21 protein-coding genes are annotated in these 23,219 nt (G+C 65.9%); 9 read left to right on the top strand and 12 right to left on the bottom strand.

Annotation, left to right across the window (positions count from 1 at the left end; translation table 11 throughout):
• Positions 1-28 precede the first annotated feature (28 nt).
• Positions 29-760 (top strand): PAQR family membrane homeostasis protein TrhA, encoded by a 732-nt coding sequence (gene trhA, locus ABUA28_RS00510; RefSeq protein ID WP_349901782.1) that lies wholly within the window; start codon positions 29-31, stop codon positions 758-760.
• Here trhA and ABUA28_RS00515 read toward each other — a convergent pair.
• The 4 genes from ABUA28_RS00515 to pdhA are packed head-to-tail and all read right to left on the bottom strand — an operon-like array spanning position 753 to position 5,281.
• Positions 753-1,805 carry a tellurite resistance/C4-dicarboxylate transporter family protein gene (locus ABUA28_RS00515; RefSeq protein WP_349901783.1) on the bottom strand — a complete coding sequence of 351 codons (1,053 nt, stop codon included), beginning with the start codon at positions 1,803-1,805 and terminating at the stop codon, positions 753-755. The two genes, trhA and ABUA28_RS00515, sit on opposite strands and share 8 nt — an antisense overlap.
• Positions 1,806-1,843: 38 nt before the next feature.
• Entirely contained in the window at positions 1,844-3,127 is a 1,284-nt protein-coding gene (locus ABUA28_RS00520; RefSeq protein WP_349901784.1) for a dihydrolipoamide acetyltransferase family protein, read from the bottom strand.
• A complete protein-coding gene (locus ABUA28_RS00525) occupies positions 3,120-4,151 on the bottom strand; it encodes an alpha-ketoacid dehydrogenase subunit beta (protein ID WP_349901785.1) in 1,032 nt (343 codons plus the stop codon). Before ABUA28_RS00525 ends, ABUA28_RS00520 begins: the two co-directional genes overlap by 8 nt.
• On the bottom strand, positions 4,148-5,281 hold the full coding sequence (pdhA, locus tag ABUA28_RS00530) for a pyruvate dehydrogenase (acetyl-transferring) E1 component subunit alpha (RefSeq protein ID WP_349901786.1): 1,134 nt from the start codon (positions 5,279-5,281) through the stop codon (positions 4,148-4,150). The genes ABUA28_RS00525 and pdhA overlap by 4 nt, the downstream gene beginning before the upstream one ends.
• Before the next feature lie 155 nt (positions 5,282-5,436).
• Here pdhA and acnA point away from each other — a divergent pair, with 155 nt between their 5' ends.
• On the top strand, positions 5,437-8,226 hold the full coding sequence (acnA, locus tag ABUA28_RS00535; RefSeq protein WP_349901787.1) for an aconitate hydratase: 2,790 nt from the start codon (positions 5,437-5,439) through the stop codon (positions 8,224-8,226).
• Between the two features lie 89 nt (positions 8,227-8,315).
• Positions 8,316-9,050: a ferredoxin--NADP reductase gene (locus ABUA28_RS00540; protein ID WP_349901788.1), complete on the top strand. Its 735-nt coding sequence runs from the start codon at positions 8,316-8,318 to the stop codon at positions 9,048-9,050.
• Here the strand turns inward: ABUA28_RS00540 and ABUA28_RS00545 are convergent, their stop codons facing one another.
• Positions 9,051-10,841 (bottom strand): molybdopterin-dependent oxidoreductase, encoded by a 1,791-nt coding sequence (locus tag ABUA28_RS00545; RefSeq protein WP_349901789.1) that lies wholly within the window; start codon positions 10,839-10,841, stop codon positions 9,051-9,053.
• 137 nt (positions 10,842-10,978) lie between these two features.
• Here ABUA28_RS00545 and ABUA28_RS00550 point away from each other — a divergent pair, with 137 nt between their 5' ends.
• The 3 genes from ABUA28_RS00550 to ABUA28_RS00560 all read left to right on the top strand — a co-directional run bounded on the left by ABUA28_RS00550 (position 10,979) and on the right by ABUA28_RS00560 (position 13,632).
• Positions 10,979-11,422, top strand: a complete 444-nt coding sequence (locus ABUA28_RS00550) for an OsmC family peroxiredoxin (protein ID WP_349901790.1) — start codon at positions 10,979-10,981, stop codon at positions 11,420-11,422.
• 61 nt (positions 11,423-11,483) lie between these two features.
• Entirely contained in the window at positions 11,484-12,461 is a 978-nt protein-coding gene (locus ABUA28_RS00555; protein ID WP_349901791.1) for an NTP transferase domain-containing protein, read from the top strand.
• Entirely contained in the window at positions 12,454-13,632 is a 1,179-nt protein-coding gene (locus ABUA28_RS00560; protein WP_349901792.1) for a molybdopterin molybdotransferase MoeA, read from the top strand. Before ABUA28_RS00555 ends, ABUA28_RS00560 begins: the two co-directional genes overlap by 8 nt.
• Positions 13,633-13,727: 95 nt before the next feature.
• Here ABUA28_RS00560 and ABUA28_RS00565 read toward each other — a convergent pair whose 3' ends face one another.
• The 3 genes from ABUA28_RS00565 to fdhD all read right to left on the bottom strand — a co-directional run bounded on the left by ABUA28_RS00565 (position 13,728) and on the right by fdhD (position 18,367).
• Entirely contained in the window at positions 13,728-15,056 is a 1,329-nt protein-coding gene (locus ABUA28_RS00565) for an L-lactate MFS transporter (RefSeq protein WP_349901793.1), read from the bottom strand.
• Between the two features lie 102 nt (positions 15,057-15,158).
• Positions 15,159-17,507, bottom strand: coding sequence for an FdhF/YdeP family oxidoreductase (locus ABUA28_RS00570; RefSeq protein WP_349901794.1), 2,349 nt, complete (start codon positions 17,505-17,507; stop codon positions 15,159-15,161).
• Positions 17,504-18,367, bottom strand: a complete 864-nt coding sequence (fdhD, locus tag ABUA28_RS00575; RefSeq protein ID WP_349901795.1) for a formate dehydrogenase accessory sulfurtransferase FdhD — start codon at positions 18,365-18,367, stop codon at positions 17,504-17,506. The genes ABUA28_RS00570 and fdhD overlap by 4 nt, the downstream gene beginning before the upstream one ends.
• A 79-nt stretch (positions 18,368-18,446) precedes the next feature.
• Here fdhD and ABUA28_RS00580 point away from each other — a divergent pair, with 79 nt between their 5' ends.
• Both ABUA28_RS00580 and ABUA28_RS00585 read left to right on the top strand, forming a co-directional pair.
• Positions 18,447-19,607, top strand: a complete 1,161-nt coding sequence (locus ABUA28_RS00580; protein WP_349901796.1) for a ThiF family adenylyltransferase — start codon at positions 18,447-18,449, stop codon at positions 19,605-19,607.
• A 38-nt stretch (positions 19,608-19,645) separates the two neighbouring features.
• On the top strand, positions 19,646-20,059 hold the full coding sequence (locus ABUA28_RS00585) for a molybdenum cofactor biosynthesis protein MoaE (RefSeq protein ID WP_349901797.1): 414 nt from the start codon (positions 19,646-19,648) through the stop codon (positions 20,057-20,059).
• Positions 20,060-20,082: 23 nt separating this feature from the next.
• Here ABUA28_RS00585 and ABUA28_RS00590 read toward each other — a convergent pair whose 3' ends face one another.
• The 4 genes from ABUA28_RS00590 to mca are packed head-to-tail and all read right to left on the bottom strand — an operon-like array spanning position 20,083 to position 22,679.
• Complete coding sequence (locus ABUA28_RS00590) at positions 20,083-20,340, bottom strand: MoaD/ThiS family protein (RefSeq protein WP_349901799.1); 258 nt, start codon at positions 20,338-20,340, stop codon at positions 20,083-20,085.
• Between the two features lie 43 nt (positions 20,341-20,383).
• Positions 20,384-21,502: a GTP 3',8-cyclase MoaA gene (moaA, locus tag ABUA28_RS00595; protein ID WP_349901801.1), complete on the bottom strand. Its 1,119-nt coding sequence runs from the start codon at positions 21,500-21,502 to the stop codon at positions 20,384-20,386.
• Positions 21,503-21,549: 47 nt separating this feature from the next.
• Positions 21,550-21,792, bottom strand: a complete 243-nt coding sequence (locus tag ABUA28_RS00600; RefSeq protein ID WP_349901802.1) for a hypothetical protein — start codon at positions 21,790-21,792, stop codon at positions 21,550-21,552.
• Positions 21,789-22,679 carry a mycothiol conjugate amidase Mca gene (gene mca, locus ABUA28_RS00605; protein WP_349901804.1) on the bottom strand — a complete coding sequence of 297 codons (891 nt, stop codon included), beginning with the start codon at positions 22,677-22,679 and terminating at the stop codon, positions 21,789-21,791. The genes ABUA28_RS00600 and mca overlap by 4 nt, the downstream gene beginning before the upstream one ends.
• A gap of 68 nt (positions 22,680-22,747) precedes the next feature.
• Here mca and ABUA28_RS00610 point away from each other — a divergent pair, with 68 nt between their 5' ends.
• A complete protein-coding gene (locus ABUA28_RS00610) occupies positions 22,748-23,176 on the top strand; it encodes a DUF4307 domain-containing protein (protein ID WP_349901805.1) in 429 nt (142 codons plus the stop codon).
• Positions 23,177-23,219 lie beyond the last annotated feature (43 nt).

Below are 23,219 nucleotides of genomic sequence, written 5' to 3' on the forward strand. Positions count from 1 at the left end.
GCGGGAGTCGCTGCCGTAGGCTGACAGAATGACACGACGCCCGCGGGGCACAACCGACGGAGTACCTCGCCTCCCGCTCGTGGATGACGTGCTCGAACACGGACCGGCCGATGTCACCGTCGTGAAGCCGAGCTGGCGAGGCTGGATCCACGCGGGAACCTTCCCCGTCGCCATTGCGCTCGGGATCGTGCTCATCACGCTCGCGGATGGCGTGGCGGCAAAGGTGAGTTCCGCCGTGTTCGTGCTGTCATCGCTTCTGTTGTTCGGCGTCTCGGCCCTGTACCACCGCCTGAACTGGAGCGCGAAGACCAAGAAGCTGCTCAAGCGGATGGATCACGCCAACATCTTCCTGCTGATCGCCGGCTCGTACACCCCGATCACGGTGCTCGCCCTCCCCCACGACAAGTCGGTGCTTCTGCTCTGGCTGGTGTGGATCGGCGCCGGCCTCGGGATCGCGTTCCGCATCTTCTGGATCGGCGCGCCGCGCTGGCTTTATGTACCCCTTTACCTGCTTTTGGGATACGCAGCGCTCATCTTCATCGGAGACTTCTTCGCGGCGAACGCGCCCATGATCATCCTGATCCTGGCGGGCGGGCTCTGCTACACGGTCGGTGCGGTCATCTACGGCCTCAAGCGGCCGAATCCGTTCCCCGGAAGCTTCGGCTTCCACGAGATCTTCCACAGCCTGACCCTGCTGGCCTTCCTGTGCCACTGGGTCGCGATCCTGCTGGTCGCTATCGCTCCACCGCCATTCAGCTGAGAGAACGTCGGCTGAGTGGGCGGCCCCTGGCGAGCCAACGGACACCCGCCCGCAGCATCGCCGCAGTCACCACCAGCCAGACGATGCCGGCGACCCAGGTGCCGGTCTCGCCGATCGACACGAGCAGCGGGAGACTCGCGATGCGGCCGAAGTGCATGCTCGCGACCGAATACATCCCGAGCGGGAAGACGATGCTCCACAGGCCCGTCTCGTAGCGCACGGCCTCCCTGTGCACCAGGTGCCGCCACACCCCGAAGATCACCAGGAGGGGAATCCACCACACACCGAAGGCCCAGAGCACGTAGGTGAGGCCGGAGACCACGGGGGAGGTGACCGTCATGATCGGCAGCTCGGAGGGCAGGGCGAGGATGCGCGAGCCCGCCAGTACTGTGATGGCGGTCGCCCCCATGTAGATCCAGTACGACGGCGTGAAGTTGCCCGGCCTGCTCGCCACGGTGAGCAGCCGCAGCGTCACGAGCGTGGCGAGCATGATGTAGAGCATCACCCCGATGCCCCACAGCGCGACCGCTATCGCGGCGAGTATGTGATCGCCCGTTCCGAGCCCGATCGCTGCCGCGGCGATCGAGAGCGACTGGGTCCCGACCACCCAGAGAAACCAGCTCCCGTCGATGTCCGCGGCGACGGGTCCCGCCTTGGGGCGCAGCATGAGATTCGACGGCACCCCGTAGCTGCACAGAAGCCAGATCGGCACGCTGATGATCGCGAGCACGATCGTTGCGACCGGATGCTGCGGCGAGTACAGGCCGATACCGACCACGTTGACCCCGGCGACGACCGTGAAGTAGCCGAAGGCGAAGCGCGGGTCGCGGGCATCCTCGAGAAAGTGCGAGCGGTGCCCGGCAAAGCGCAGCACCGTGGCGACCGCCAGTACGACCAGTGCCACGATCGCCACAACGAGCAGCACGATCGACGGGAGCGTCCAGCCCACCGAGGCGAACGCGGTCGACACGATGCCTGTCGCCATCACGAACGCGAAGGAACTGGACGGCATCCGCTTCAGTGCTTCGCGGATGCGTTCGCCCATGACCTTCTCCCGGTGTCGTTCCTGTCTGCTCGCGGCGCTCAGATCACGATGCGCAGCGGTTGCTCCAGAATATCCACCAGTTCGCGTAGGAACGCGGCAGCAACCGCGCCATCCATGACCCGGTGATCGACGGTGAGCGTGATCTTGAGCTTCGGCACCTCCATGAGCGCTCCGTCGCGCAACACGGGCACGGGACTCGCTGCTCCGACGGCGAGGATCGCGGCCTCCGGCGGGTTGATGACCGCCGTGAACTGGTCGATCCCGAACATCCCGAGATTGGAGATGCTGAAGGTTCCGCCACTCATCTCGTTCAGCTTGAGCTTGCCATCGCGCGCCTTACCCGCGAGCGACACGGTCTCCACGGCGATCTCGCTGAGCGACTTGCGATCCGCGTCAGCCACGACGGGAACGAGCAGGCCGGTCGGTGTCGCGACCGCGATACCGACATTGACGTGCCCGTGCCGCAGGAGCTTGTCGCCCGCCCAGGAGGAGTTGGCGTCCGGATGCAGCCGCAGGGCGAGCGCGGCGGCCCGCACGAGCAGGTCGTTGACGCTGACCTTGACGCCCTGGGACTCGAGCCCGGCGTTGACCTCCTTGCGGAAGGACAGGAGCCGCTCGACGTCGACGACGCTCGTGAGGAAGAAGTGCGGCACAGCCTGGCTCCCGGTGAGCCTGCGCGCGGCGACGAGGCGGATCTTGCTGACCGCGACCTCTTCGTCCTCGGCACCGACCGCCAGGGGTGCTGCAGCAGGTGCCGCGGGTGCAGCGGTTGACTTGGGCGTACCGCCTGCGATCGCGGCATCGACATCCGCGCGCACGACACGGCCCTGCGGGCCACTTCCGGCGATGTCAGCGAGGTCGATGCCGTTGTCGCGCGCGATCTTGCGCGCCAGCGGTGACGCGCGCAGCTTGTCGTCCGGCGCGACGACGTGCTGCACCGGCGCGGGAGTCTCCGCGACGGGAAGAGCTGCGGACGCGGCCGGCTCAGCAGCTGGGGCCTCAGGAGTGGGAGCTGGGGCTTCCGTGGCGTGCGCAGGTGCCGAAGCTCCAGCTGCCGGCGCTGCGGGCGCCGAGGCGCTCGCTCCGCTTCCATCGCCGATCACGGCAACGGGCTGGCCGATGGGAACAATCGTGCCCTCCGCGACGAGCTGCTGCTCGAGCACGCCGTCTTCGAAGGCTTCGAGGTCCATCGTGGCCTTGTCGGTCTCGATCTCGGCGAGGCTTTCGCCCTTCTTCACCGGATCCCCGATGTTCTTCAACCACTTGGCGAGCTCGCCCTCCTCCATGGTGTCGGAGAGGCGGGGCATGATCACCTCAGACATGCTGTACTCCCTGGCTTGTGAATTGTGATGCGTCGAGCACGTCGTGGATGACCTTGGTCAGCGCCGCCGCATCCGGCATCGCTGCGAGCTCCAACGGCTTCGAGTACGGCAGGGGAACCTCTGCCGCAGCGACCCGGCGTACCGGGGCGTCGAGGAAGTCGAATGCTCCCTCGCCGATCGTCGCGGAGATCTCCGCGCCGATGCCGTAGCTCAGCAGGTCGTCCTCGAAGATGACCGCTCGGCTGGTCTTCTTCACCGAGGCGACGACGGTCTCGCGGTCGAGCGGGCGGAGGCTGCGCAGGTCGATGACCTCGGCGGAGATTCCCTCCTCCTCGAGCTGCTTCGCCACCTCGAGCGCGGTGACGACACCGCGGGAGTAGCTGATCACCGTGACGTCCGTGCCCGGCTTGACCACGGCGGCCTTGCCGATCTCGGCGACCACGTCGCCCTCCGGAACCTCGCCCTTCAGGTTGTACAGGCCGAGGTTCTCCAGGAAGATCACCGGGTCGTCGTCGCGGATGGCCGCGGCGAGCAGCGCCTTGGCGTCCGCCGGCGTCGACGGGGCGACCACCTTGAGTCCGGGGATGTGCGCGTACCAGACCTCGAGGTTCTGGGAGTGGGTGGCCGCGAGCTGCTGGCCGCCGCCACCGGGCATCCGGATGACCAGGGGCACCTTGACCTGCCCGCCGAACATGGCGTGCATCTTGGCCCCGTGGTTCACGATCTGGTCGATTGCGATGAGGCTGAAGTTGATCGTCATGATCTCGACGACCGGCCGCAGCCCGAGCATCGCGGAGCCGATGGCCGTGCCGACGAAGCCCTCCTCCGCGATCGGGGTGTCGACCACGCGCCTCGGCCCGAACTCCTCGAGGAGGCCCGCCGTGATCTTGTATGACCCCTCGAAGATGCCGATCTCTTCTCCGACAAGATAGACGTTCTCGTCGCGGGTCAGCTCGGCGCGCAGCGTCTCGTTGAGTGCCTGCCGATAGGTGATGATGCGGGGTTCCGCTTCGGCGCCGCTCATGACTGCATCACTGGTTCTCCTGGAAGGGCGCTCGCGGCGTTGGCCACCGGAGTCGCGTAGACGTAATCGAAGAGGGTGTCCACCGCGGGAGTCGGGCTCGCGTCAGCGAAGGCCACGGCATCCGTCACGGTCTTGTCGGCGGCGACATGGATCTGCTCCGCCTCTTCTTCTGTGAAGACCTTGCTCGCGACGAGTTTCTGGCGGAACGCCGGAATCGGATCGTTGCTCTGGGCCTCTGCCGTATCTTCCTTCGAGCGATACCTCGCCGGGTCGACGACGGAGTGACCACGCAGCCTGAAGCTCGTCGCCTCGAGCAGCATGGGCTGGCGCTCCTCGCGCGCTCGCTTGAGCGCACGCAGTGCACCGTCGCGCACCGCGATCGGATCGTCGCCGTTCACCCGCTCGCCGGGGATGCGGTAGGCGCTGCCGCGCTTGTAGAGGTCTGGCTCTGCAGATGCCGCCTCGACAGTGGTGCCCATGCCGAGCTTGTTGTTCACGATCACGTAGACGATCGGCAGGTTCCAGATGCCGGCCAGGTTCAGCGACTCGTGGAACGCGCCGATGTTCGTCGTGCCGTCACCGAGGATGCACATGACCGCCTCGGAATCCGGGCCAGCCTCGCTGCGGTACTGGATCGCGAAGGCGGCACCGGTCGCCGGCGGAATCTGGCCGCCGACGATGCCGTAGCCGCCCATCATCCGAAGTTCTGAGTCGAACATGTGCATCGAGCCACCACGTCCGCCGACGACGCCATCGGAGCGACCGAAGAGCTCCGCCATGACCGGACCGGGCTTCATACCGCGCAGGAGCGCGTAGCCATGGTCCCGATACGTCGTGTACAGGTAGTCGCGGGGCTGCAGCGCGGCCATGAGGCCTACGACCGTCGCCTCCTCGCCGAGATTCAGATGACAGTATCCGCCGATCTTCGCCCTCGCGTACATCTCGCTGGCTCGCAGTTCGAACTCGCGCACGAGCGACATCTGCTCGTAGTATCCGCGCAGCACCTCGGGCGAATCGTCCTGCGCCGCGGTGCTGGCCCCTGCGGCACGCCTGGATGAATTCCCTCCGGAGTCGGAGGTCTTTCTGCTCCTGGGTTTAGGACTTCGGATTGGACGGGTTATGTCCGCCATGACGGGCCTCACTTTCGACAGACCGTTGTGAACTCCAGCCTATTCCCCCCGCCGATACCTTCGCGTCCGTTGACAGTCCGTCAGTACTGGCGGAGCATGGGATTGATCGGCGGACGCCGTTATACACGCCCCTGGCAGGCCAATGGAGGTCTCTCATGATGAATTCTTTTGGTGCGCGCAGCACTCTCACGGTGGACGGCACGGACTATGAGATCCATCGACTGGATGCCGTGGCAGGCTCGGAGCGATTGCCATACAGCCTCAAGGTGCTGCTCGAGAACCTCCTCCGCAACGAGGACGGAACGCTCGTCACCGCCGACCAGGTGCGCGCCATAGCGGACTGGGACCCGGCGGCAGACCACGGCGCCGAGATCCAGTACACGCCGGCCCGCGTCCTGCTGCAGGACTTCACCGGCGTCCCCTGCGTGGTCGACCTCGTCGCGATGCGCGACGCCATGGCGGCCTTCCAGGGCGATCCGCAGAAGATCAACCCGCTCATCCCCTCCGAGCTCGTCATCGACCACTCGGTGATCGCGGATGCCTTCGGCAGCGCGGGGGCGTTCGAGATCAACGCGAACCTCGAGTTCCAGCGCAACCAGGAGCGCTATCAGCTGCTGCGCTGGGCCCAGCAGGCGTTCGACGACTTTCTCGTCGTACCACCGGACACCGGCATCTGCCACCAGGTGAACCTCGAGTACCTCTCGCGTGTCGTGTTCACTCGGGAGCGAGACGGAAAGACCCAGGCCTACTGCGACACCCTCGTCGGCACCGACTCACACACCCCGATGGTCAACGGACTCGGGGTACTCGGCTGGGGCGTCGGCGGCATCGAGGCGGAGGCGGCCATGCTCGGCCAGCCCATGAGCATGCTCGTGCCGCCCGTGCTCGGCTTCAAGCTCCGCGGAGAACTCCCGGAGGGCGCGACGGCGACCGACCTCGTGCTCACGGTTGCGCAGGTGCTTCGCCAGACCGGCGTCGTGGGCAAGTTCGTCGAGTTCTACGGGCCGGGCGTCGCCAACATCCCGCTCGCCAACCGTGCCACCCTCGGCAACATGAGCCCGGAGTATGGCTCGACCTGCGCGATCTTCCCGATCGACCAGGTCACGCTCGACTACCTGCGCCTCACCGGCCGCCCGGAGAAGCAGGTGCGCCTCGTCGAGGCCTACGCGAAGGAGCAGGGCATCTGGCACGACCCGGATCACGAGGCCGACTACTCCCAGACCATCGACTTCGACCTCTCCACGGTCGAGCCGTCGATCGCGGGACCCAAGCGCCCGCAGGATCGGATCCCGCTGCGCAAGGCCCGCAAGGTCGTCGGTGCGATTCTCACCGAGGGCTCGAAGGCCCCAGCAGAGCTCGAAGGACTGGACGAGGCATCCGCTGAGTCGTTCCCGGCGAGCGACCCGATCGCCTTCGGCAAGGTGGGTTCGAGCGCGGAGCCCATCGACCGCACGGTCAAGCAGGAAGAGGTGCCGTGGCTCTCCGCCCCCGTCTCGGTGACCCTGCCGAACGGTGAGGCGGCCGAGGTCGACAACGGTCACGTCGTGATCGCGGCGATCACCTCGTGCACCAACACCTCGAACCCCTCCGTGATGATCGGGGCGGGGCTCATGGCCAAGAAGGCCGTCGAGCTCGGACTGAGTTCCAAGCCATGGGTGAAGACCTCTCTCGCGCCCGGCTCGCGCGTGGTCACGGACTACTACGACAAGGCCGGGCTCACCCCGTTCCTCAACCAGCTCGGCTTCGATCTCGTGGGCTACGGCTGCACGACCTGTATCGGCAACTCCGGTCCGCTCATCCCGCAGGTCGCGGCGGCGGTCAACGACAACCACCTCAACGTGAGCGCGGTGCTCTCGGGCAACCGAAACTTCGAGGGGCGCATCCACCCCGAGACGCAGATGAACTTCCTCGCCTCTCCCCCGCTCGTGATCGCCTACGCGCTCGCGGGCACGATGAACACCGACCTCATGACCGACCCGATCGGCACGGGCTCTGACGGACAGGACGTGTATCTGCGCGACATCTGGCCGAGCGCCCAGGAGGTCGAGGATGTCGTGGGCGAGGTCGTGCAATCCGAGATGTTCTCCACCGGCTACGCGAACGTGTTCGACGGCGACGACAACTGGAGGAGCCTCGAGATCCCGACGGCGGACATGTTCGCCTGGAACAACGAGTCCACCTACGTGCGACAGCCTCCGTACTTCGAGGGGATGCCGCGGGAGCCGGAGGCACTGCGCGACATCCGGCAGGCGCGCGTGCTCGCACTGCTGGGCGACTCCGTCACGACCGACCACATCTCCCCCGCAGGCAACATCAAGCGCGACTCGCCCGCGGGACACTGGCTCACTGACCAGGGCGTGCAGCCCGGCGACTTCAACTCCTACGGGTCGAGGCGCGGCAACCACGAGGTGATGATCCGCGGCACCTTCGCGAACATCCGCCTGCGCAACGCCCTCGTGCCCGGCGTGGAGGGCGGTGTGACGAGGCACCTTCCCGACGGCGAGCAGATGAGCATCTTCGACGCCTCGCAGAAGTACATCGCGGACGGCGTTCCGCTCATCGTCATCGCCGGCAAGGAATACGGCTCGGGCTCCTCCCGGGACTGGGCGGCGAAGGGCACGCTGTTGCTCGGCGTGAAGGCCGTGCTCGCGAGCTCGTTCGAGCGCATCCACCGGTCGAACCTGATCGGAATGGGTGTGCTGCCGCTGCAGTTCCTCGACGGCGAGAGCGCGGAGAGCCTCGGTCTCACCGGTGAGGAGACCTTCTCCATCACCGGCCTCGAGGGCAGGGACCGCACTCCCGACTCGGTGACCGTGACGGTGGAGTCGGATGCCGGAACGCGCAGCTTCGAGGCGAAGGTGCGCATCGACACCCCGGCGGAGGCCGCGTACTACACGCACGGCGGCATCCTGCAGTACGTGCTCAGGCAGCTCCTCGCCGCCTGAGCAACGGAGCGAAGAAGCGGGCGCGGAATACACGCCCGCGCCAGGGGCTCGCCCATACTGGAACCACAAAGTTCCAGAAAGGCACCACAGTGGCAGAGTCCCGCGCGCTTCCGAGAGTGACCCTCCTCGCCAAAGAGGAGGTCGCACTCGGCACCGTGTCGTTCCGCTTCAGCAAGCCGGAGGGCTTCGAGTATCGGGCGGGCCAGTTCGCCAACTACACGCTGCTTGACCCGCCAGAGACCGACGCAGAGGGCGACACTCGCACCTTCTCGTTATCGAGCGCTCCCTACGAGCCTTTCCTGATGGCCACGACACGGATGCGCGACACGGCCTTCAAGCGCGTCCTGCGCGATATGCCGCTGGGTACAGAGCTCGAGTTGGACGCTCCGTATGGTCTGTTCACCCTCAACACCGTCGCCGGGCGACCCGCTGTTTTTCTCACGGGCGGCATCGGGATAACTCCGGTCCGCAGCATGATCCTGCAGTCGGTGCGGGACGACACCGGCCCCGATATCAGGTTGTTCTACTCGAACCGCAGGCCCGTCGAGGCTCCGTTCCTCGAAGAACTCACCCGGGTGGCCGACGCCAGCCCGAAGGTCACGCTCGTGGCGACGATGACCGCACCGGAGTCGACCGACGAGGGCTGGCACGACGAAACGGGTCACATCACCGCGGCGATGCTGTCTCGACACCTCGACGACCTGAGCAGCCCGATCTTCTACCTGTGTGGCCCGGTCGACATGGTTGGGCCCATGAAGATCGCGCTCGTCGCGGCGGGCATCGACGAGAACGACATCCGCACCGAGGAGTTCGAAGGGTACTGATCAGATCGACTGGCTGTATCCGAAGAACTCATGGTCGTTGTTGTACCCACCCTGGCCACCACCGACCTCGGAGAAGTGCTCGACGAACTCGACGCCCTTGATCCACTTGACCATCTTGAAGCCGAGCTGCACCTCGTTGCGCAGGCGCAGCGGAGCGCCGTGCCCGAAGGAGAGGTCCTCGTCGTTCATCTCGTACGCGAGCATGGTCAGCGGGTAGCGCATCTGCTCGATCGGTTGCGCGTCGTAGTACAGGCCGCCGTCGGGGCCGGGCGCGTAGGAGTAGAAGATGACCCACTTCGCCTCGGGCTTTGGCTTCACCAGGTCAAGGATGTTCGACATCGAGACGCCGCCCCACTTGGCCACGCCAGACCAGCCCTGGATGCAGAAGTGCTGGGTGATCTGCTCGTGGTGCGCGAGTGCGCGCAACTGGGAGAGGTCGAGCTCGACGGGGTTCTCGACGAGACCGTTGATGCGCAGGCGGTAACTGGCGAAGTTGTCCGCGCGCAGCTTCTCGAACTCCTCGTCGGCCGGGTATGCACCGTTGTGCCAGAAGTACGGCGAGATGTCCTTCTCGCTGTACTGACCCGGCTTCGCGTCGAGGTGCTCGAACAGGCGCTGCGCCGGTCCGATGAGGGCGTAGCCGACCTTCTGCACCTTGCGCGGGAAGCGGTAGGTGAGCGGGGTCGCCGCCACCCACGCCACGATCATCACGATGAGGGACACCATGAAGACCCAGAAGCCGACCCAGCTTTCGTCGTCGCGCGCAGCGAACATGTGGTTCAGGTTGCGCAGCGCACCCGTGGTGAGCACAAGCGCGACGTGAACGATGATGAACACGACGAACCAGCACAGGATGGCGAAGTGGAACGAGCGCGCCACCTGGATGCTGAACACCGAGCTGATCCTGCGGAATCTCGTCGACAGCGCCGGGGACATCCCGAGTCCGGTGATGAGCGCGAGCGGGGCCGCGATGAACACCGTGACGAAGTAGGCGATCAGCTGCAGGCTGTTGTAGACGACCCAGCCGGTTTCAAGCGGCCAGTTCAGCGACAGGTACTGGATGGCGACCGAGATCGCGTTCGGGATGACGTCCCAGTGCATCGGCACCAGCCGCATCCACTGCCCGGTGACGAACAGCAGCACGAAGAAGATGATGCCGTTGGCCAGCCACAGGGTGTCGATCCCGAGGTGCCACCAGCGGGCGAGACCGATCGAGTGGCGACGCCCAGGCAGGCCGACGCCGTCCGGCAGCGTGAGGGAATCCCTCTTTGCCGTGTACAGCGGGTCTGCGGGAACCGGCTTCTGCATCCGGAACCAGTCCTTACCGGGCGTCGAGTGCCTGGTGAGGTAGAGGCGCGGGTGGTCGGCGAGGATCGTGACGCCCGAGCGGATGATGAAGATCATGAAGAAGGCGTTGAGGAAGTGCTGCCAGCCGAGCCACGCCGGGAATCCGACGGGGGTGTTGGCCGGCTGCTCCGAGGTGCCCGGATAGGTCTTGATGAAATCCTGGATGGCGGGCATCTCGCGCAGGCCCTTCGCCACCGCGATGCCGATGATCAGCAGGGCGACGCCGATCGGGATGAGCCACAGGAGGTTGAACCACTTGTTGCGACCCACGCGTATTCGCGGCGCGACACCGTACTGCGGCTCAACACCTCCAGCCCAGTCTTCGCCGACCTTCGTGTGGTTGCGCGTGTCCAATTCGTGGCGGAAACTCGCGCTTGCCGACGAGGTCGAATACCCCTTGTCAGGAGCCGGATACAGGGTGTCATCAGCAGGTGGGTGAACCATGTTTTTGAGCCTAGCAACAACACCCCACCCTCTGTAGCTTAAAAAGGTCGGTGATAGTCTTAATTCGTTCGCTCGATTCAGGTTCGACCCCGGAAGCAGACTGCGAACCGGGCATTTCGGCTAACAAGGAGACAGCAATGAGCATCGCAGAACGCACGGTTGAAACGGTCTGGTCCGGCGCACTGGCCAGTGGATCGGGAACACTCCACGGCACGAGCGGAGCGCTCGACAACCTGCCCGTCACCTGGGCATCGCGCACCGAGCAACCCGGCGGCAAGACCAGCCCGGAGGAGCTCGCGGCAGCGGCCCACTCCTCCTGTTTCTCGATGGCGCTCGCACTCACCCTGGGCAACCACGAGCTCACTCCGAACACCCTCACCGTCGGCTCCACCGTCACCCTCGCCGAAGCCGATGGCAAGCCGACCATCGTGTCGGCCGTGATCACGGTCAAGGGCGACGTTCCCGGAACGGATGCCGCTGGCTTCCAGAGCCTCGTCGACGAGGCCGCGGCGCTCTGCCCGATCTCTCGCCTGTTCGCCGGCGCATCCATCTCCGTCGAGGCGACGTATGTCACCAGCTGAGCCGTCGCACGCTGAGTGATCGCAGTGCCGCGTCGGCACACCCCGTGGATAGAGTGTAGAAGTGCTCATCGATGCGCTCGTTCTTGCCGGTGGGCGCTCTACGCGCCTGGGGTCCGTTCCCAAGGCGCGCCTCAGCTATCGAACACGCACCCTGCTCGAGAACACGGTCGCCGCGCTCTCTGCCGTGCGCACCACCGTCGTCGTCGGCGACGTGACCGCGCAGTCGCTCCCCGCCGAGGTGCTGGTGACGAGGGAGGAACCGGCGTTCGCGGGCCCCGCGGCCGCGATCGGCGCAGGTCTCAAGCGACTCGGCGCGACCGGCACGGAACCCGCTGCCGTCACCGTGGTGCTCGCCTGCGACATGCCGGGTGTCGGAGCCGCGCTGCCACTTCTCCTCGACCGGGCCCGGGAGACGGAAGCACTTCGGGACGGTCTCATCGCTGTCGATTCCGCCGGCCGCCTCCAACCGCTTCTCGCCGCCTACCGCACAGAGTCCCTCACGGCCGCGGTGGCCGCCCAGCGCGAGCGCGGCACGCTCGAGGGGCTCTCGGTGTTCCACCTCATCCGCCCGCTCGACCTGCGCGAGATCGTCGTGCCGGACGAGGCGAGCGCGGATGTCGATACCTGGGCGGACGCCGCCCGCTGGGGCATCGAGAACCCCGCCATCGAAACCACGAGCCACTCCCCCACCCAGACCACTGCAAAGGAGCAAAAAATGACGAACAACGAGCAGGGCACCCAGAACGCACAGCGTGCCCGGGAAGACGAGGAACTGCGCCAGTGGTGCGCGAAGGTCGCTGAAGCGACCGGCGTGCCGGAACTCGAGGTCGACCTGAAGACGGTGCTCGGCCTCGCCGGGCGCGCGGCCCACGCGGTCATGCGCCCCGCGGCGCCGCTGACGACCTTCATCGTGGGGTACGCCGCAGGCATCGCCGCCGGGTCGGGGAAGGCGACCCCGGCAGAAGCGTTCACGGCCGCGGCGGACGCGGGCTTCCAGCTCGCCCGCGAGGCAATGAATTCCGCGTCAACCGATGCCTAGGTCACAGTGGCACGCCGCGCGACGGGAGAGCTTCCGTGCGGCGCGACCACTCGCTGCGGTATCCGTGCCACTCAGTGAGGCCGTGGGCCGGGTCGCGGCGAGCGACGTCAGTGCCCTGTGCGACGTGCCGCACTACGCCTCGTCCGCTATGGACGGCTGGGCCGTGGCCGGAGCACCGCCGTGGCGCCTCCTCGACGGCAATGGCGTGGCGAGCGCTCCGCTGGAGAGCGGGCAGGCCCGCACGATCGTCACGGGTGGCCTCATTCCGCCGAACGCGGTGGGCGTGCTCCGCAGCGAACACGGCGCGGTGCGCACCGAGGGCGGCGTGGTGCTGCTCGATCGAAATGCGGATGCCCGGGCAGACGAACCCGCGACGGACGAACACGTGCGCCCGGCCGGGGAAGAGGTGACGGCATCCGACACGGTCATCCACGCGGGCACCGTGTTGAACCCGGCGCACATCGCCGTGGCCGCGGTCTGTGGCCATGACGAGGTGTCCGTGCTCCCGAGGCCCAGCGTGAGCCTCGTTCTCACGGGGGACGAGGTCGTGACGAGCGGCATCCCGGAGCCCGGTCACGTGCGTGACAGCTTCGGCCCGCAGTTGCCCTCGTTCATCGCACTCCTCGGAGGAGAGGTCACGGCAAGCACGCGCCTGCCCGACAACCTGGAGCTGCTGGTCGCGGCGATCATCGCGAACCCGGATGCCGACCTCGTCATCACGACGGGGGGCACCGGCGGCTCGGACGTCGATCACCTGCACGCGGCGCTCGCGGAGCTCGGCGCGACGACCCACATCGAGGGCGTCGCCATGCGACCGGGCGGACCCAGTCTGCTCGCCGAGCTTCCCGATGGCCGATTCCTCGTCTGCCTCCCCGGCAATCCGCTCGCCGCGATGATCGGCCTGCTCACGCTCGCACAGCCGCTCATCGCCGGCCTCGCCGGTCTGCCCGAGCCCGTGCTCGGGTCCGTCACCACCGGGCGAGAGCTCACCGGCAGGCCGGGTCTCGTGCGACTTCTCCCCTACCGCCTGCGCGATGGCGTGGCTGTGAAGAGCCAATGGTTCGGCTCCGGGATGCTGCGCGGTCTCGCCGAGGCCGATGGAGTGCTCATCGCCCCCTCTCCCGGCGCCGCGGAAGGTGAGGACGTGGAGACGATCCCGCTCCCCTGGTGACGGGCACACCGACGAAGAGAACACAGAAGCGACGCCACACCTTCGTGACGTCGCTTCTGTGTCGTGCTGGCCTTCACCAGCTCGAGCTGACTACCTCACGACACCAGATCGCCCTCGACGGCGTCATCCCTGGCGCTCGTCGTGGGTCCTGCGGCCATCGCCTTGGGAGCCCTGGTGATGATCGGCAGGATGAGCGAGACCAGTGCAATGATCCCGATCACCGTGTAGCCGAGCGTGTAGTTCTTGACTTCGCCGATGAGCGCGGCGATGATCGGCGGCCCGATGATGCCGCCGAGGCTCCATCCGATGATCATCAGGCCATAGATGGCGCCCGCGTGCTTGACCCCGAAGAAGTCACCCGCCGTGGCCGGCATCGTGCCGAATCCACCGCCGTAGCAGAGGTACACGATCGCCGCGAGGATGAAGAACAGGATCGCGTTCGACGTGTGCGGTATCAGCAGCAGACAGACCCCCTGGAGTCCGAGCATCAGGCCGAAGGCGGTCATGCGCCCCGAGAACCCTGAGATCCAGGCCCAGAAGATACGACCGCCTCCGTTGAACAGCGCGAGGATGCCCACGAGTGCCGCGGCCTCCTCCACCGAATATCCCGCGACGGTCTGAGCGGTGCCGGAGGCCTGCGCGATGAGCGCAATTCCCACGGTGACGTTCAGGGTCAGGATCGCCGCCAGCAGGTACCACTGGTACGTGCGCAGTGCCTCCCGCTCGGTGAACTGCTTCGCGCTGTCCCGGATGCGTCCGGTCGTTGCGGGCGTCCAGCCGGGAACCGTGTAGCCGGCGGGCGGGTTCCGGAAGAACGACGCACCGACGACGGCGAGCACGAGATATCCGATGCCGAGCGGCAGGAAGGCGCGGTTCGGCTCGGTCGGCGTCATGGCGATGAGCCACTGCGCGACCGGTGCCGTGAGCACCGCTCCGAAGCCGAATCCGGCCACCGCGAGCCCCGTGATGAGTCCACGATGGTCCGGGAACCACTTCTGCAGCATCGCGATCGGAACGATGTATGCGAATCCGAGTCCGAACCCGCTGATCACCCCGTAGCCGAGCACCAGCAGCCAGAGCTGCGAACTGTCGTGCGAGGTCGCGAAGGATGCCACGATGCATCCGAGCGCGTACACGATGCCGCCGATCAGGGCCACGGGTCGCGGCCCCGTCCGATCCTGGACTCGACCGCCGATGTACGTTCCGATGAAGATCATTCCGATCGTCACCGTGAACGTCAGTGAAGCCTCGGAACTGCTGAGGTTCATGGCATCGGGCTTCTTGAGCGCGGAGCTGAAAACGCTCCACGCGTATACGGCACCGATGGAGAACTGCAGCAACAGCGCCGCAATGACGATCCCCCATCTGCCTCGAGTGGGACTGTGTGACGAGCCGGCTACGCCAGTTGTAGCTGATTGCGACATACCTCTCCTTATTTTCCTCGATACTGGCCGCGTCCCGGATGGGAGCACGACCTTACTCGACGGGGTGCTTCGCACCTCATCGGAGAACACCTCGTCCGGTCGCTACGCGCTGACTTTGGCGCCGGTGACCAGATCTGCCAGGTCACCCTCGGGGAGGGCTGGCGGTTCGAAACGGATGACGACCGACTTGGATGCGGGAGTGTTGCTCCCGTCCGCGGTGAATCCGAGCGGTACGAGGGGGTTGCCCTCGGGGAAGTAGGTCGCTGCGCAGCCGCGGGAGGTCGGGAACCCGACGACCTTGAAGTTACGGATGACGCGATCCACATTGTCGGTGAACTCGCTGTGCACGTCGACGATGTCGCCGTCCTTCACGCCGAGTACGGCCAGGTCGTCCGGGTGCACGAAGATCACCTTGCGGCTCTTCTTGATACCGCGGTACCGGTCATTCAGGCTGTAGATGGTCGTGTTGAACTGGTCGTGGGCTCGCATCGACTGCAGCAGCAGGCGCCCGGGAGGGCACACGATGTATTCGAGTTCGTTGACCGTGATCATCGCCTTGCCCGTCGGCGTGGTGAAGGTGCGGGAGTCGCGCGGCCCATGGGGCAGGATGAACCCGTTGTCCTTCTTGAGCCGCTCGTTGAAGTTGTCGAATCCCTTGATGACGTGCTCGATGTGATCGCGAATGGTGTCGTAGTTCTCCTCGAACCCCGTCCAGTTGATCTTCGCGACCTCGCCACCGAGCTGACGCGCGATTCCGACGACGACCGAGATCTCGGACTTCATCAGGTCAGACATCGGCTTGACCTTGCCGCGCGTCGCGTGGATCGCGCAGACGGAGTCCTCGACCGTGAGCATCTGCGGTCCGGACTTCTGCATGTCGATGTCGGTGCGTCCGAGCACGGGCAGGATCAGCGCTTCGTCGCCCACCGTGAGGTGATTGCGGTTGAGCTTGGTCGAGATCTGCACGTTGAGCCCAACCTTGCGGAAGCCCGCCTCGGCGGCCCTCGTGTCTGACACGGCAGAGACGAGGTTTCCGCCCATGCCGATCCAGACCTTGGTCTTGCCCGAGAGCAGCGCCTCGATCGCCTGCACGGCATCCACACCGTTCTCGCGCGGCGGGTTGAAGTTGAACTCCCTCTGGAGGGCATCGAGGAACGCCGGGGGCATCTGCTCCCAGATTCCCATCGTGCGGTCACCCTGCACGTTGCTGTGCCCGCGGATCGGGGATGCGCCGGAGCCCGGCTTGCCGATGTTGCCACGCAGCAACAGGAGGTTCATGACCTCCTTGATGATGGAGACGGCGTCCTTGTGCTGCGTCAGGCCCATCGCCCAGGTGATGATGACGTTGTCTGCCTTGAGGTAGCGGTCTGCCAACTCATCGATCTCGGCGGTCGTGAGGCCCGTCGCCCGGAGAACCATCTCGTGATCGAGGTTCTCAAGGCTCGCCCGGAACTCCTCGAGCCCCATGCAGTGCTCGTCGAGGAATTTGTGGTCGAGCACTGTGCCCGGGTTCGCTGCCTCGGCCTCGAAGACACGCTTGGAGATCGCCTTCATGAGCCAGCCGTCACCACCGGCGCGGATCTGCAGGTACTGGTCGGCGAGGCCCGTGCCGTGGCCGATGATGCCCTTGACCCTCTGCGGGTTCTTGTAGCGGATCAGTCCGGCTTCCAGCAGCGGGTTGACCGCGACGATCTCCGCCCCGGCCTCCTTCGCCTCTTCCAGCGCCGTGAGCATCCTGGGGTGGTTCGTGCCGGGGTTCTGGCCCATGATGATGATGAGGTCGGCCTTGGCGAAGTCCTTGTAGGCGATCGTGTTCTTGCCGATGCCGATGACCTGGCCCATGGCCTTACCCGTGGACTCGTGACACATGTTCGAGCAGTCCGGGAGGTTGTTCGTGCCGAACGATCGCGCGAGCAGTTGGTAGATGAATGCCGTCTCGTTGGCGGTGCGACCGCTCGTGTAGAACGTCGCCTCATCCGGGCTGTCGAGTGCCTTCAGTCGATCACCGATGATTCCGAAGGCGTTGTCCCAGCTGATCGGCTCGTAGTTGTCCTTGCCCTTGGGCTTGTAGAGGGGCTCGATCAGGCGGCCCTGCATGCCGAGCCAGTACTCGGACTTGTCCCACAGGCTCGTGATGGAGTTCTCTGCCCAGAACGAGGTCGGGATCGTGACGGGCGTTGCCTCCCAGGTCACGGCCTTCGCGCCGTTCTCGCAGAATTCGAAGGTCTTGCGATGGTCGGGGTCCGGCCACGCACAGCTCATGCAGTCGAAGCCGTCCTTCTGGTTCATGTCGGTCATGAGCGTCATACTGCGACCGACACCCATCTCCTTGAACGCCGGGCCCATCGAGTGCGTCACACCCGGTACGCCTGCTGCCCAGTCCTTCGGCGATCCAACCTCCATCTCGGTGGCATCTTCATTGATGTCCTGAACCGGAGCTTTTCCAGTCATGCTGCGGTACCTTCTTTCACCATCTCCATTGCTTCGACGACGCGCTCGCCGCCGGAGTAAACCACCATCGACCTTCCGCGCAGGAAGCCGACCAGAGTCATCCCGAGCTCCGTGGCGAGTTCCGCCGCGAGCGAGGAGGGAGCGGATACCGCGGCGAGCACCGGGATGCCCGCCATCGCCGCCTTCTGCATGAGTTCGAGGCTCGCCCGGCCCGAGACCATGAGCACCGTGCCGGTCAGGGGAAGCCGATCCTCCTTGACCGCCCAGCCGACGACCTTGTCCACGGCGTTGTGGCGGCCGACGTCTTCGCGAAGCACGAGCAGTTCGCCCGTGGTGCCGTCGAACAGCGCCGCTGCGTGCAGGCCGCCCGTCTTCTCGAACACGGCCTGCTGCTCGCGCAGCCTGTCGGGGAAGGTGCTGAGCAGCTCGGCATCGACGCGCAGGCCGTCAGTCGAGACGTCGTACGCGGACTGCGTGCGAACCGCATCGATGCTCGCCTTGCCGCACAGCCCGCAGGAACTCGTCGTGTAGAACGAGCGCTCGAGGCTCGGATCGGGGGCCGCGACGCCCGGAGCGAGCGTGACATCCAGGACGTTGTAGGTGTTCTCACCGTCGGCCGTGGCACCGGCGCAGTAGCGCGCCGTGGCGAAGTGCTCGCCGAGCGAGATCACTCCCTCGGACACGAGGAAGCCGGCTGCCAGGTCGTAGTCATGACCCGGAGTGCGCATCGTGACCACCAGAGGATGACCCCCGACCCGGATCTCGAGAGGCTCTTCGACCGCCAGGAGATCTTCTTGCACCACAGAGTTTTCACCCAGCTTGATGCGGGTGACTCGTCGTCGAGCCGTAATTCTTGTCACGGTTCAGGCCTAGCAGCAACCACACTTAACCGCAAGCACATCCGCTTTATCCGAGGGGCGCGGTTAGGATGAAAACACCATGACCAGTGTGACGGCGGTAGTTGATCCTGGGCCTGCCCTCTCCCCGGAGCGGCTGGCCCGCTACGGCAGGCAATTGGCGATGCCGGGCTTCGACGAGACCGCCCAGCGTCGGCTCGCAGCGGCGCGCGTGCTCATTGTCGGCGCGGGCGGACTGGGCAGCGCGAGCATCCCCTACCTGGCCTCCGCGGGCATCGGAACCATCGGGATCATCGACACGGATGTCGTCGAGCTGTCGAACCTGCACCGCCAGGTCTCGCACGGGATGAGCGACCTCGGCGCAGACAAGGTCGACTCCATCGCGAGGACCGTGGCGGAGATCGATCCGCAGACGGTCGTGCAGCCACACAAGGTCTGGCTGGACTCGAGCAACGCGCTCGATCTGTTCGCCGACTACGACCTCGTGCTCGACGGCAGCGACAACTTCGCCACGAGGTATCTCGTCAACGACGCGGCGGCCCTCTCGGGCAAACCCGTTGTGTGGGGTGCGATCCTGCGCTACAGCGGCCAGGCCGGCGTGGTCTATACCGGCCACGGACCGAGCTATCGCGACCTGTTCCCCACGCCACCGGATCCCGCCGACGCGCTCTCCTGTGCCGTCGGCGGCGTGCTTCCGACGGTGTGCGCGATCATCGGTTCCATCATGGCGAGCGAGGCGATCAAGCTCATCGCGGGGATCGGCGAGCCGCTCATCGGTCGGGTCACCACCTATGACGCGTTGAGCGGACGCTTTCGGGAGATCGGCTACAAGGAGATCCCGGATGCCGCCCCCGTCACCGAGCTCATCGACTACGAACTGTTCTGCGGTCGCGGCCCGGCGACGAAACCCGCGACCACGGATGAGCGCGTCTCGGCGGAGCCTGCCGAACTCGCACGCTGGCTCAGCGAGGGCAGGGCGATGCAGCTGATCGACGTGCGCGAACCCTTCGAGGCGAGAATCGCCGCTATCGCGGGCTCGAAGCTGATCCCGCTCGGCACGATCGAGGGCGCGCTCGACCAGGTGCGCCGGGACGTTCCCGTCGTGGTCTACTGCCACTACGACAGTCGGTCCCGGCACGCGGCCGACGTGCTGTTGAAGCACGGCATCACCAACGTCCGCTGGCTCGAGGGCGGCATCGACGCCTATGCGAGCACCGTCGACACGAGTCTGGCGCGGTATTGACCACCCTCGACGAGTCACTCACGGGAGATACTCACACCATGGACACGCCGCTCGCCATCGTCACGGACGAGGCCATCGATGAGGCCGCGCTGCGCGAGTGGGTGGTCGGCCCCACGGCCGGGGCACTCGTCTCGTTCTCGGGAATCGTGCGCAACCACGATCACGGCCGGAGCATCCGCTCGCTCGACTACCAGGCGCATCCGAGTGCGCAGCGCGTGATCGAGGAGTGCTGCGCGCAGGTCGCGAGCACGACCGGCCTGAGGGTGGCCGCGGCGCACCGGATCGGAGCGCTGCACATCGGGGAGGTCGCGCTGTTCGCGGTCGCGGCGGCATCCCACCGCAAGGAGGCGTTCGACGCCTGCGAAGAGCTCGTCGAGGCGATCAAGCACACCATTCCGATCTGGAAGCGCCAGTGGTTCACCGACGGCGTCTCGGAGTGGGTCGGGCTCTGACCCCGGCGAAGACCAGCCGAAGACTAGCCCCCGGCGAAGGGCGGCAGCACGTCCACGCGAGCGGCCAGCGGAAACTGCGGGTCACGACGAACGACCTCGTCGACCAGGAACGAGCCGGATGCGAGCACGCGCGTCATATCCGAGCCGTAGCGATCCTCGAGCACGGCCTTGAGCTCCGCAATCGTCGCCGGTCGGCCGTCGGACGCCACGACGTCGAGCACCTCCTCTTCGCGGCCAGCCGCTTCGGCTGCCGCGGCGAAGTACCGCACCGTCACATTCATGTCAGTCTCCCGTGCCCTTCAGCTTCTCGTGTATCTCAGCTTCTCAGCCGCCAATGTACGACATCTCGATCTTCTTGCCCGTCGCGCGAAGCCTGCCCGCCGTCGCCGCGGTGCGCAGGTCGGAGTAGCGATCGGTGCGCTCCCGCCAGATGTGGGCCATGACGGTGGAGAGCTGCTCGTCGGTGCATCCGCCGCGCATGAGGGCGCGCAGGTCGTGGCCGCCGGTGGCGAACAGGCAGGTGTAGAGCTGCCCCTCGGTCGAGATGCGCACGCGAGTGCAGGTGCTGCAGAACGACTGCGTCACGCTCGAGATGACACCGATCTCGCCGCTGCCGTCGCGGTAGCGCCACCGGGAGGACACCTCACCTGTGTAGTTCGGTGCGACCTCCTCGAGCGGGAACACCTCGTTGATCTGGCGGATCACCTCGGCGGACGGCACGACATCGTCCATGCGCCAGCCGTTGCTCGATCCGACATCCATGTACTCGATGAAGCGCAGCACGTAGGGAGTCTCCTTGAAGTGGCGCGCCATGGAGACGATGTCCTGGTCGTTCTGGCCGCGCTTGACGACCATGTTGAGCTTGATCGGCCCGAGCCCCACCTCGTGGGCGACATCGATACCGTGCAGCACCTTCTCCAGCGGGAAGTCCACATCGTTCATCTTGCGGAAGGTCGCGTCATCGAGCGAGTCGACCGAGACCGTGACCCGATCGAGGCCTGCGTCCTTGAGCGACTGCGCCTTGAAGGCGAGCGCAGACCCGTTCGTGGTGAGCGCGATGTCGAGCTTCTTGCCGTCGACCGTCGTGATCTTGGTGAGCATCTCGATGAGCTTTTCGATGCCCTTGCGCAGCAGCGGCTCCCCTCCGGTGAGACGGATCTTCTGCACGCCGTGGGCCGCCGCAATGCGCACGAGGCGCGTGATCTCGTCGAAGCTCAGCAGCTCATCCCGCTCCATGAACATGTAGTCACGGCCGAAGATCTCCTTCGGCATGCAATAGACGCAGCGGAAATTGCAGCGATCGGTCACCGAGATCCGCATGTCGCGGAGAGCACGATTGTGCGTATCGAGAACCGTACCCGTGGCTTCTTCCGTGCGTTCAGGAATATCGGATAATTCGCGGAAGAAATGAGTGGTGGGTTGGTACGACTCGATGGTGCTCATGTCTCCACACTAGGCTTCGTGAGCCGCCTGTGGGTGACCGAATCCGCTCAGGATTGGACGTCGTGCCCCTGTGCCGCGGCACTCGCTCGCTCGACCTCGAGTTTCTCGAGCACCTCCGCGCGATACCGCACCCTGCGGATGCGCCGGACCATGTCCATGATGAGGAGCACAGTGGCCACGGCAACGAGGAACGTCACCGCGAATCCCACCCAGGTCGGGGTGACCGTGGTCGGGTCGAAGTCTTTATCGGGCGCGGGCGTCACAGCCATGACCCACTCAAAAACACTCACGCGCGTGCCTCCTGCACTGCTTCGTCGTCGGCAATTCCGGCGAACAAGTCCGACTCCGGCAGTTCGGACTCCACGAGCGAGACCGCCAGCTGGAAGCTCTCGTACGGCCAGGCCCTGCGCTGCAGGTCGTTGGGCCAGAAGAAGAAATCACTGTCTGGCGGAACCTGGCTCGCGTGCGACCGCAGCGCGTCATCCCGGTGCTCGAAGAATGCGCCGACGTTGACGCTCGTGGTGGCCTCCTGTGCCGGGCGATCCGCGAACCGCGTGCGCAATTCGGCCAGTCGCACGAGGAGAGGCGAGTCAGGCTCTGTGGCGACGAGTTCGTCATAGATGCTCTGGAAGCGATCCGGCGTGAACATACGGTCGTAGTAGACCTTGCTGATCTGCCACGGCTCACCGAACTCCGGATAACGCGTGGCGTCTGCCGCCGCCTCGAAGGCGTACATGCTCAGCTCGTGGGTGCGGATGTGGTCTGGATGCGGGTAGCCGCCGTTCTCGTCGTAGGTCACGAGAACCTGCGGCCGGAACTCGCGAATGAGCTTGACGAGCGGTGCGGCGGAGTACTCCAGCGGAATGAGCGAGAACGAGTTCGCCGGCACCTCGTCGCCCGCCTCCGGCAGGCCGGAGTCGACGTAGCCGAGCCACCGATGCTCGATCCCGAGGATCTGCTGCGCGCGGGCCATCTCGATACGCCGAAGCCCCGCCATGTCGCGCTCGGCCATCGCCCGGGCCTCGAGCGCTTCGTTCTGCACGTCGCCGCGTTCACCGCCCGTGCAGCTGACGACCATGACCTCGGCACCGATGCTGCGGTAGTAGGCATAACTGCCCGCGCCCTTGCTCGACTCGTCGTCGGGATGGGCGTGAACGGCAAGCAGGCGCAGTGTCACCGGACTCCTAGAGATTACGAATAGCCTTGGGTAATAAGACTAACCGCACCCAGGGATCGGAAACACGGATGACCGCCACCGGCGACGCCCCGGCCACCGCCGCCAGCACCGCACTCGACGCCCGGTACGGCCGCAGCGCCGGCAAGCGCAGGCGTGACAGGTGGATCGCGATCTCCGTGGCCGCGTTCGTCGCGGTGGTCGTCGGAGCCTGGGTGATCTGGGCCGGCCTCGACCTCTCCAGTGGCGGCCTGGACTCCACGGATATCGGTCACAAGATCCTGAACGACCGCAGCGTCAGCGTGAGCTACCAGGTGTCGATGCCGCCGGGTTCGACCGCGTCCTGCGCGCTCGAGGTGGAGAACGAGGCACACGCGATCGTGGGCTGGAAGATCGTCGACATTCCCGCATCCACGGCCACGACTCGCGCGTTCACAGACGTGGTGCGAAGCTCTGAACTCGGTGTGACCGGCTTGATATACCGCTGCTGGCTGACCTAAGCTGGTGCGAATCCCAGAGACCGGCCGATCGGCCGGTCTCATT

The sequence above is a fragment of the Parafrigoribacterium humi genome, assembly GCF_040227205.1.
GTDB classification, from domain to species: Bacteria; Actinomycetota; Actinomycetes; order Actinomycetales; family Microbacteriaceae; genus Parafrigoribacterium_A; species Parafrigoribacterium_A humi.

Excerpts from the sequence above, each read along its gene's own strand:
- trhA (WP_349901782.1), top strand. The coding sequence starts at position 29 with ATGACACGACGCCCGCGGGGCACAACCGACGGAGTACCTCGCCTCCCG.
- ABUA28_RS00515 (WP_349901783.1), bottom strand. The coding sequence starts at position 1,805 with ATGGGCGAACGCATCCGCGAAGCACTGAAGCGGATGCCGTCCAGTTCC.
- ABUA28_RS00520 (WP_349901784.1), bottom strand. The coding sequence starts at position 3,127 with ATGTCTGAGGTGATCATGCCCCGCCTCTCCGACACCATGGAGGAGGGC.
- ABUA28_RS00525 (WP_349901785.1), bottom strand. The coding sequence starts at position 4,151 with ATGAGCGGCGCCGAAGCGGAACCCCGCATCATCACCTATCGGCAGGCA.
- pdhA (WP_349901786.1), bottom strand. The coding sequence starts at position 5,281 with ATGGCGGACATAACCCGTCCAATCCGAAGTCCTAAACCCAGGAGCAGA.
- acnA (WP_349901787.1), top strand. The coding sequence starts at position 5,437 with ATGATGAATTCTTTTGGTGCGCGCAGCACTCTCACGGTGGACGGCACG.
- ABUA28_RS00545 (WP_349901789.1), bottom strand. The coding sequence starts at position 10,841 with ATGGTTCACCCACCTGCTGATGACACCCTGTATCCGGCTCCTGACAAG.
- ABUA28_RS00550 (WP_349901790.1), top strand. The coding sequence starts at position 10,979 with ATGAGCATCGCAGAACGCACGGTTGAAACGGTCTGGTCCGGCGCACTG.
- ABUA28_RS00560 (WP_349901792.1), top strand. The coding sequence starts at position 12,454 with ATGCCTAGGTCACAGTGGCACGCCGCGCGACGGGAGAGCTTCCGTGCG.
- ABUA28_RS00565 (WP_349901793.1), bottom strand. The coding sequence starts at position 15,056 with ATGTCGCAATCAGCTACAACTGGCGTAGCCGGCTCGTCACACAGTCCC.
- ABUA28_RS00570 (WP_349901794.1), bottom strand. The coding sequence starts at position 17,507 with ATGACTGGAAAAGCTCCGGTTCAGGACATCAATGAAGATGCCACCGAG.
- ABUA28_RS00580 (WP_349901796.1), top strand. The coding sequence starts at position 18,447 with ATGACCAGTGTGACGGCGGTAGTTGATCCTGGGCCTGCCCTCTCCCCG.
- ABUA28_RS00585 (WP_349901797.1), top strand. The coding sequence starts at position 19,646 with ATGGACACGCCGCTCGCCATCGTCACGGACGAGGCCATCGATGAGGCC.
- ABUA28_RS00590 (WP_349901799.1), bottom strand. The coding sequence starts at position 20,340 with ATGAATGTGACGGTGCGGTACTTCGCCGCGGCAGCCGAAGCGGCTGGC.
- moaA (WP_349901801.1), bottom strand. The coding sequence starts at position 21,502 with ATGAGCACCATCGAGTCGTACCAACCCACCACTCATTTCTTCCGCGAA.
- ABUA28_RS00610 (WP_349901805.1), top strand. The coding sequence starts at position 22,748 with ATGACCGCCACCGGCGACGCCCCGGCCACCGCCGCCAGCACCGCACTC.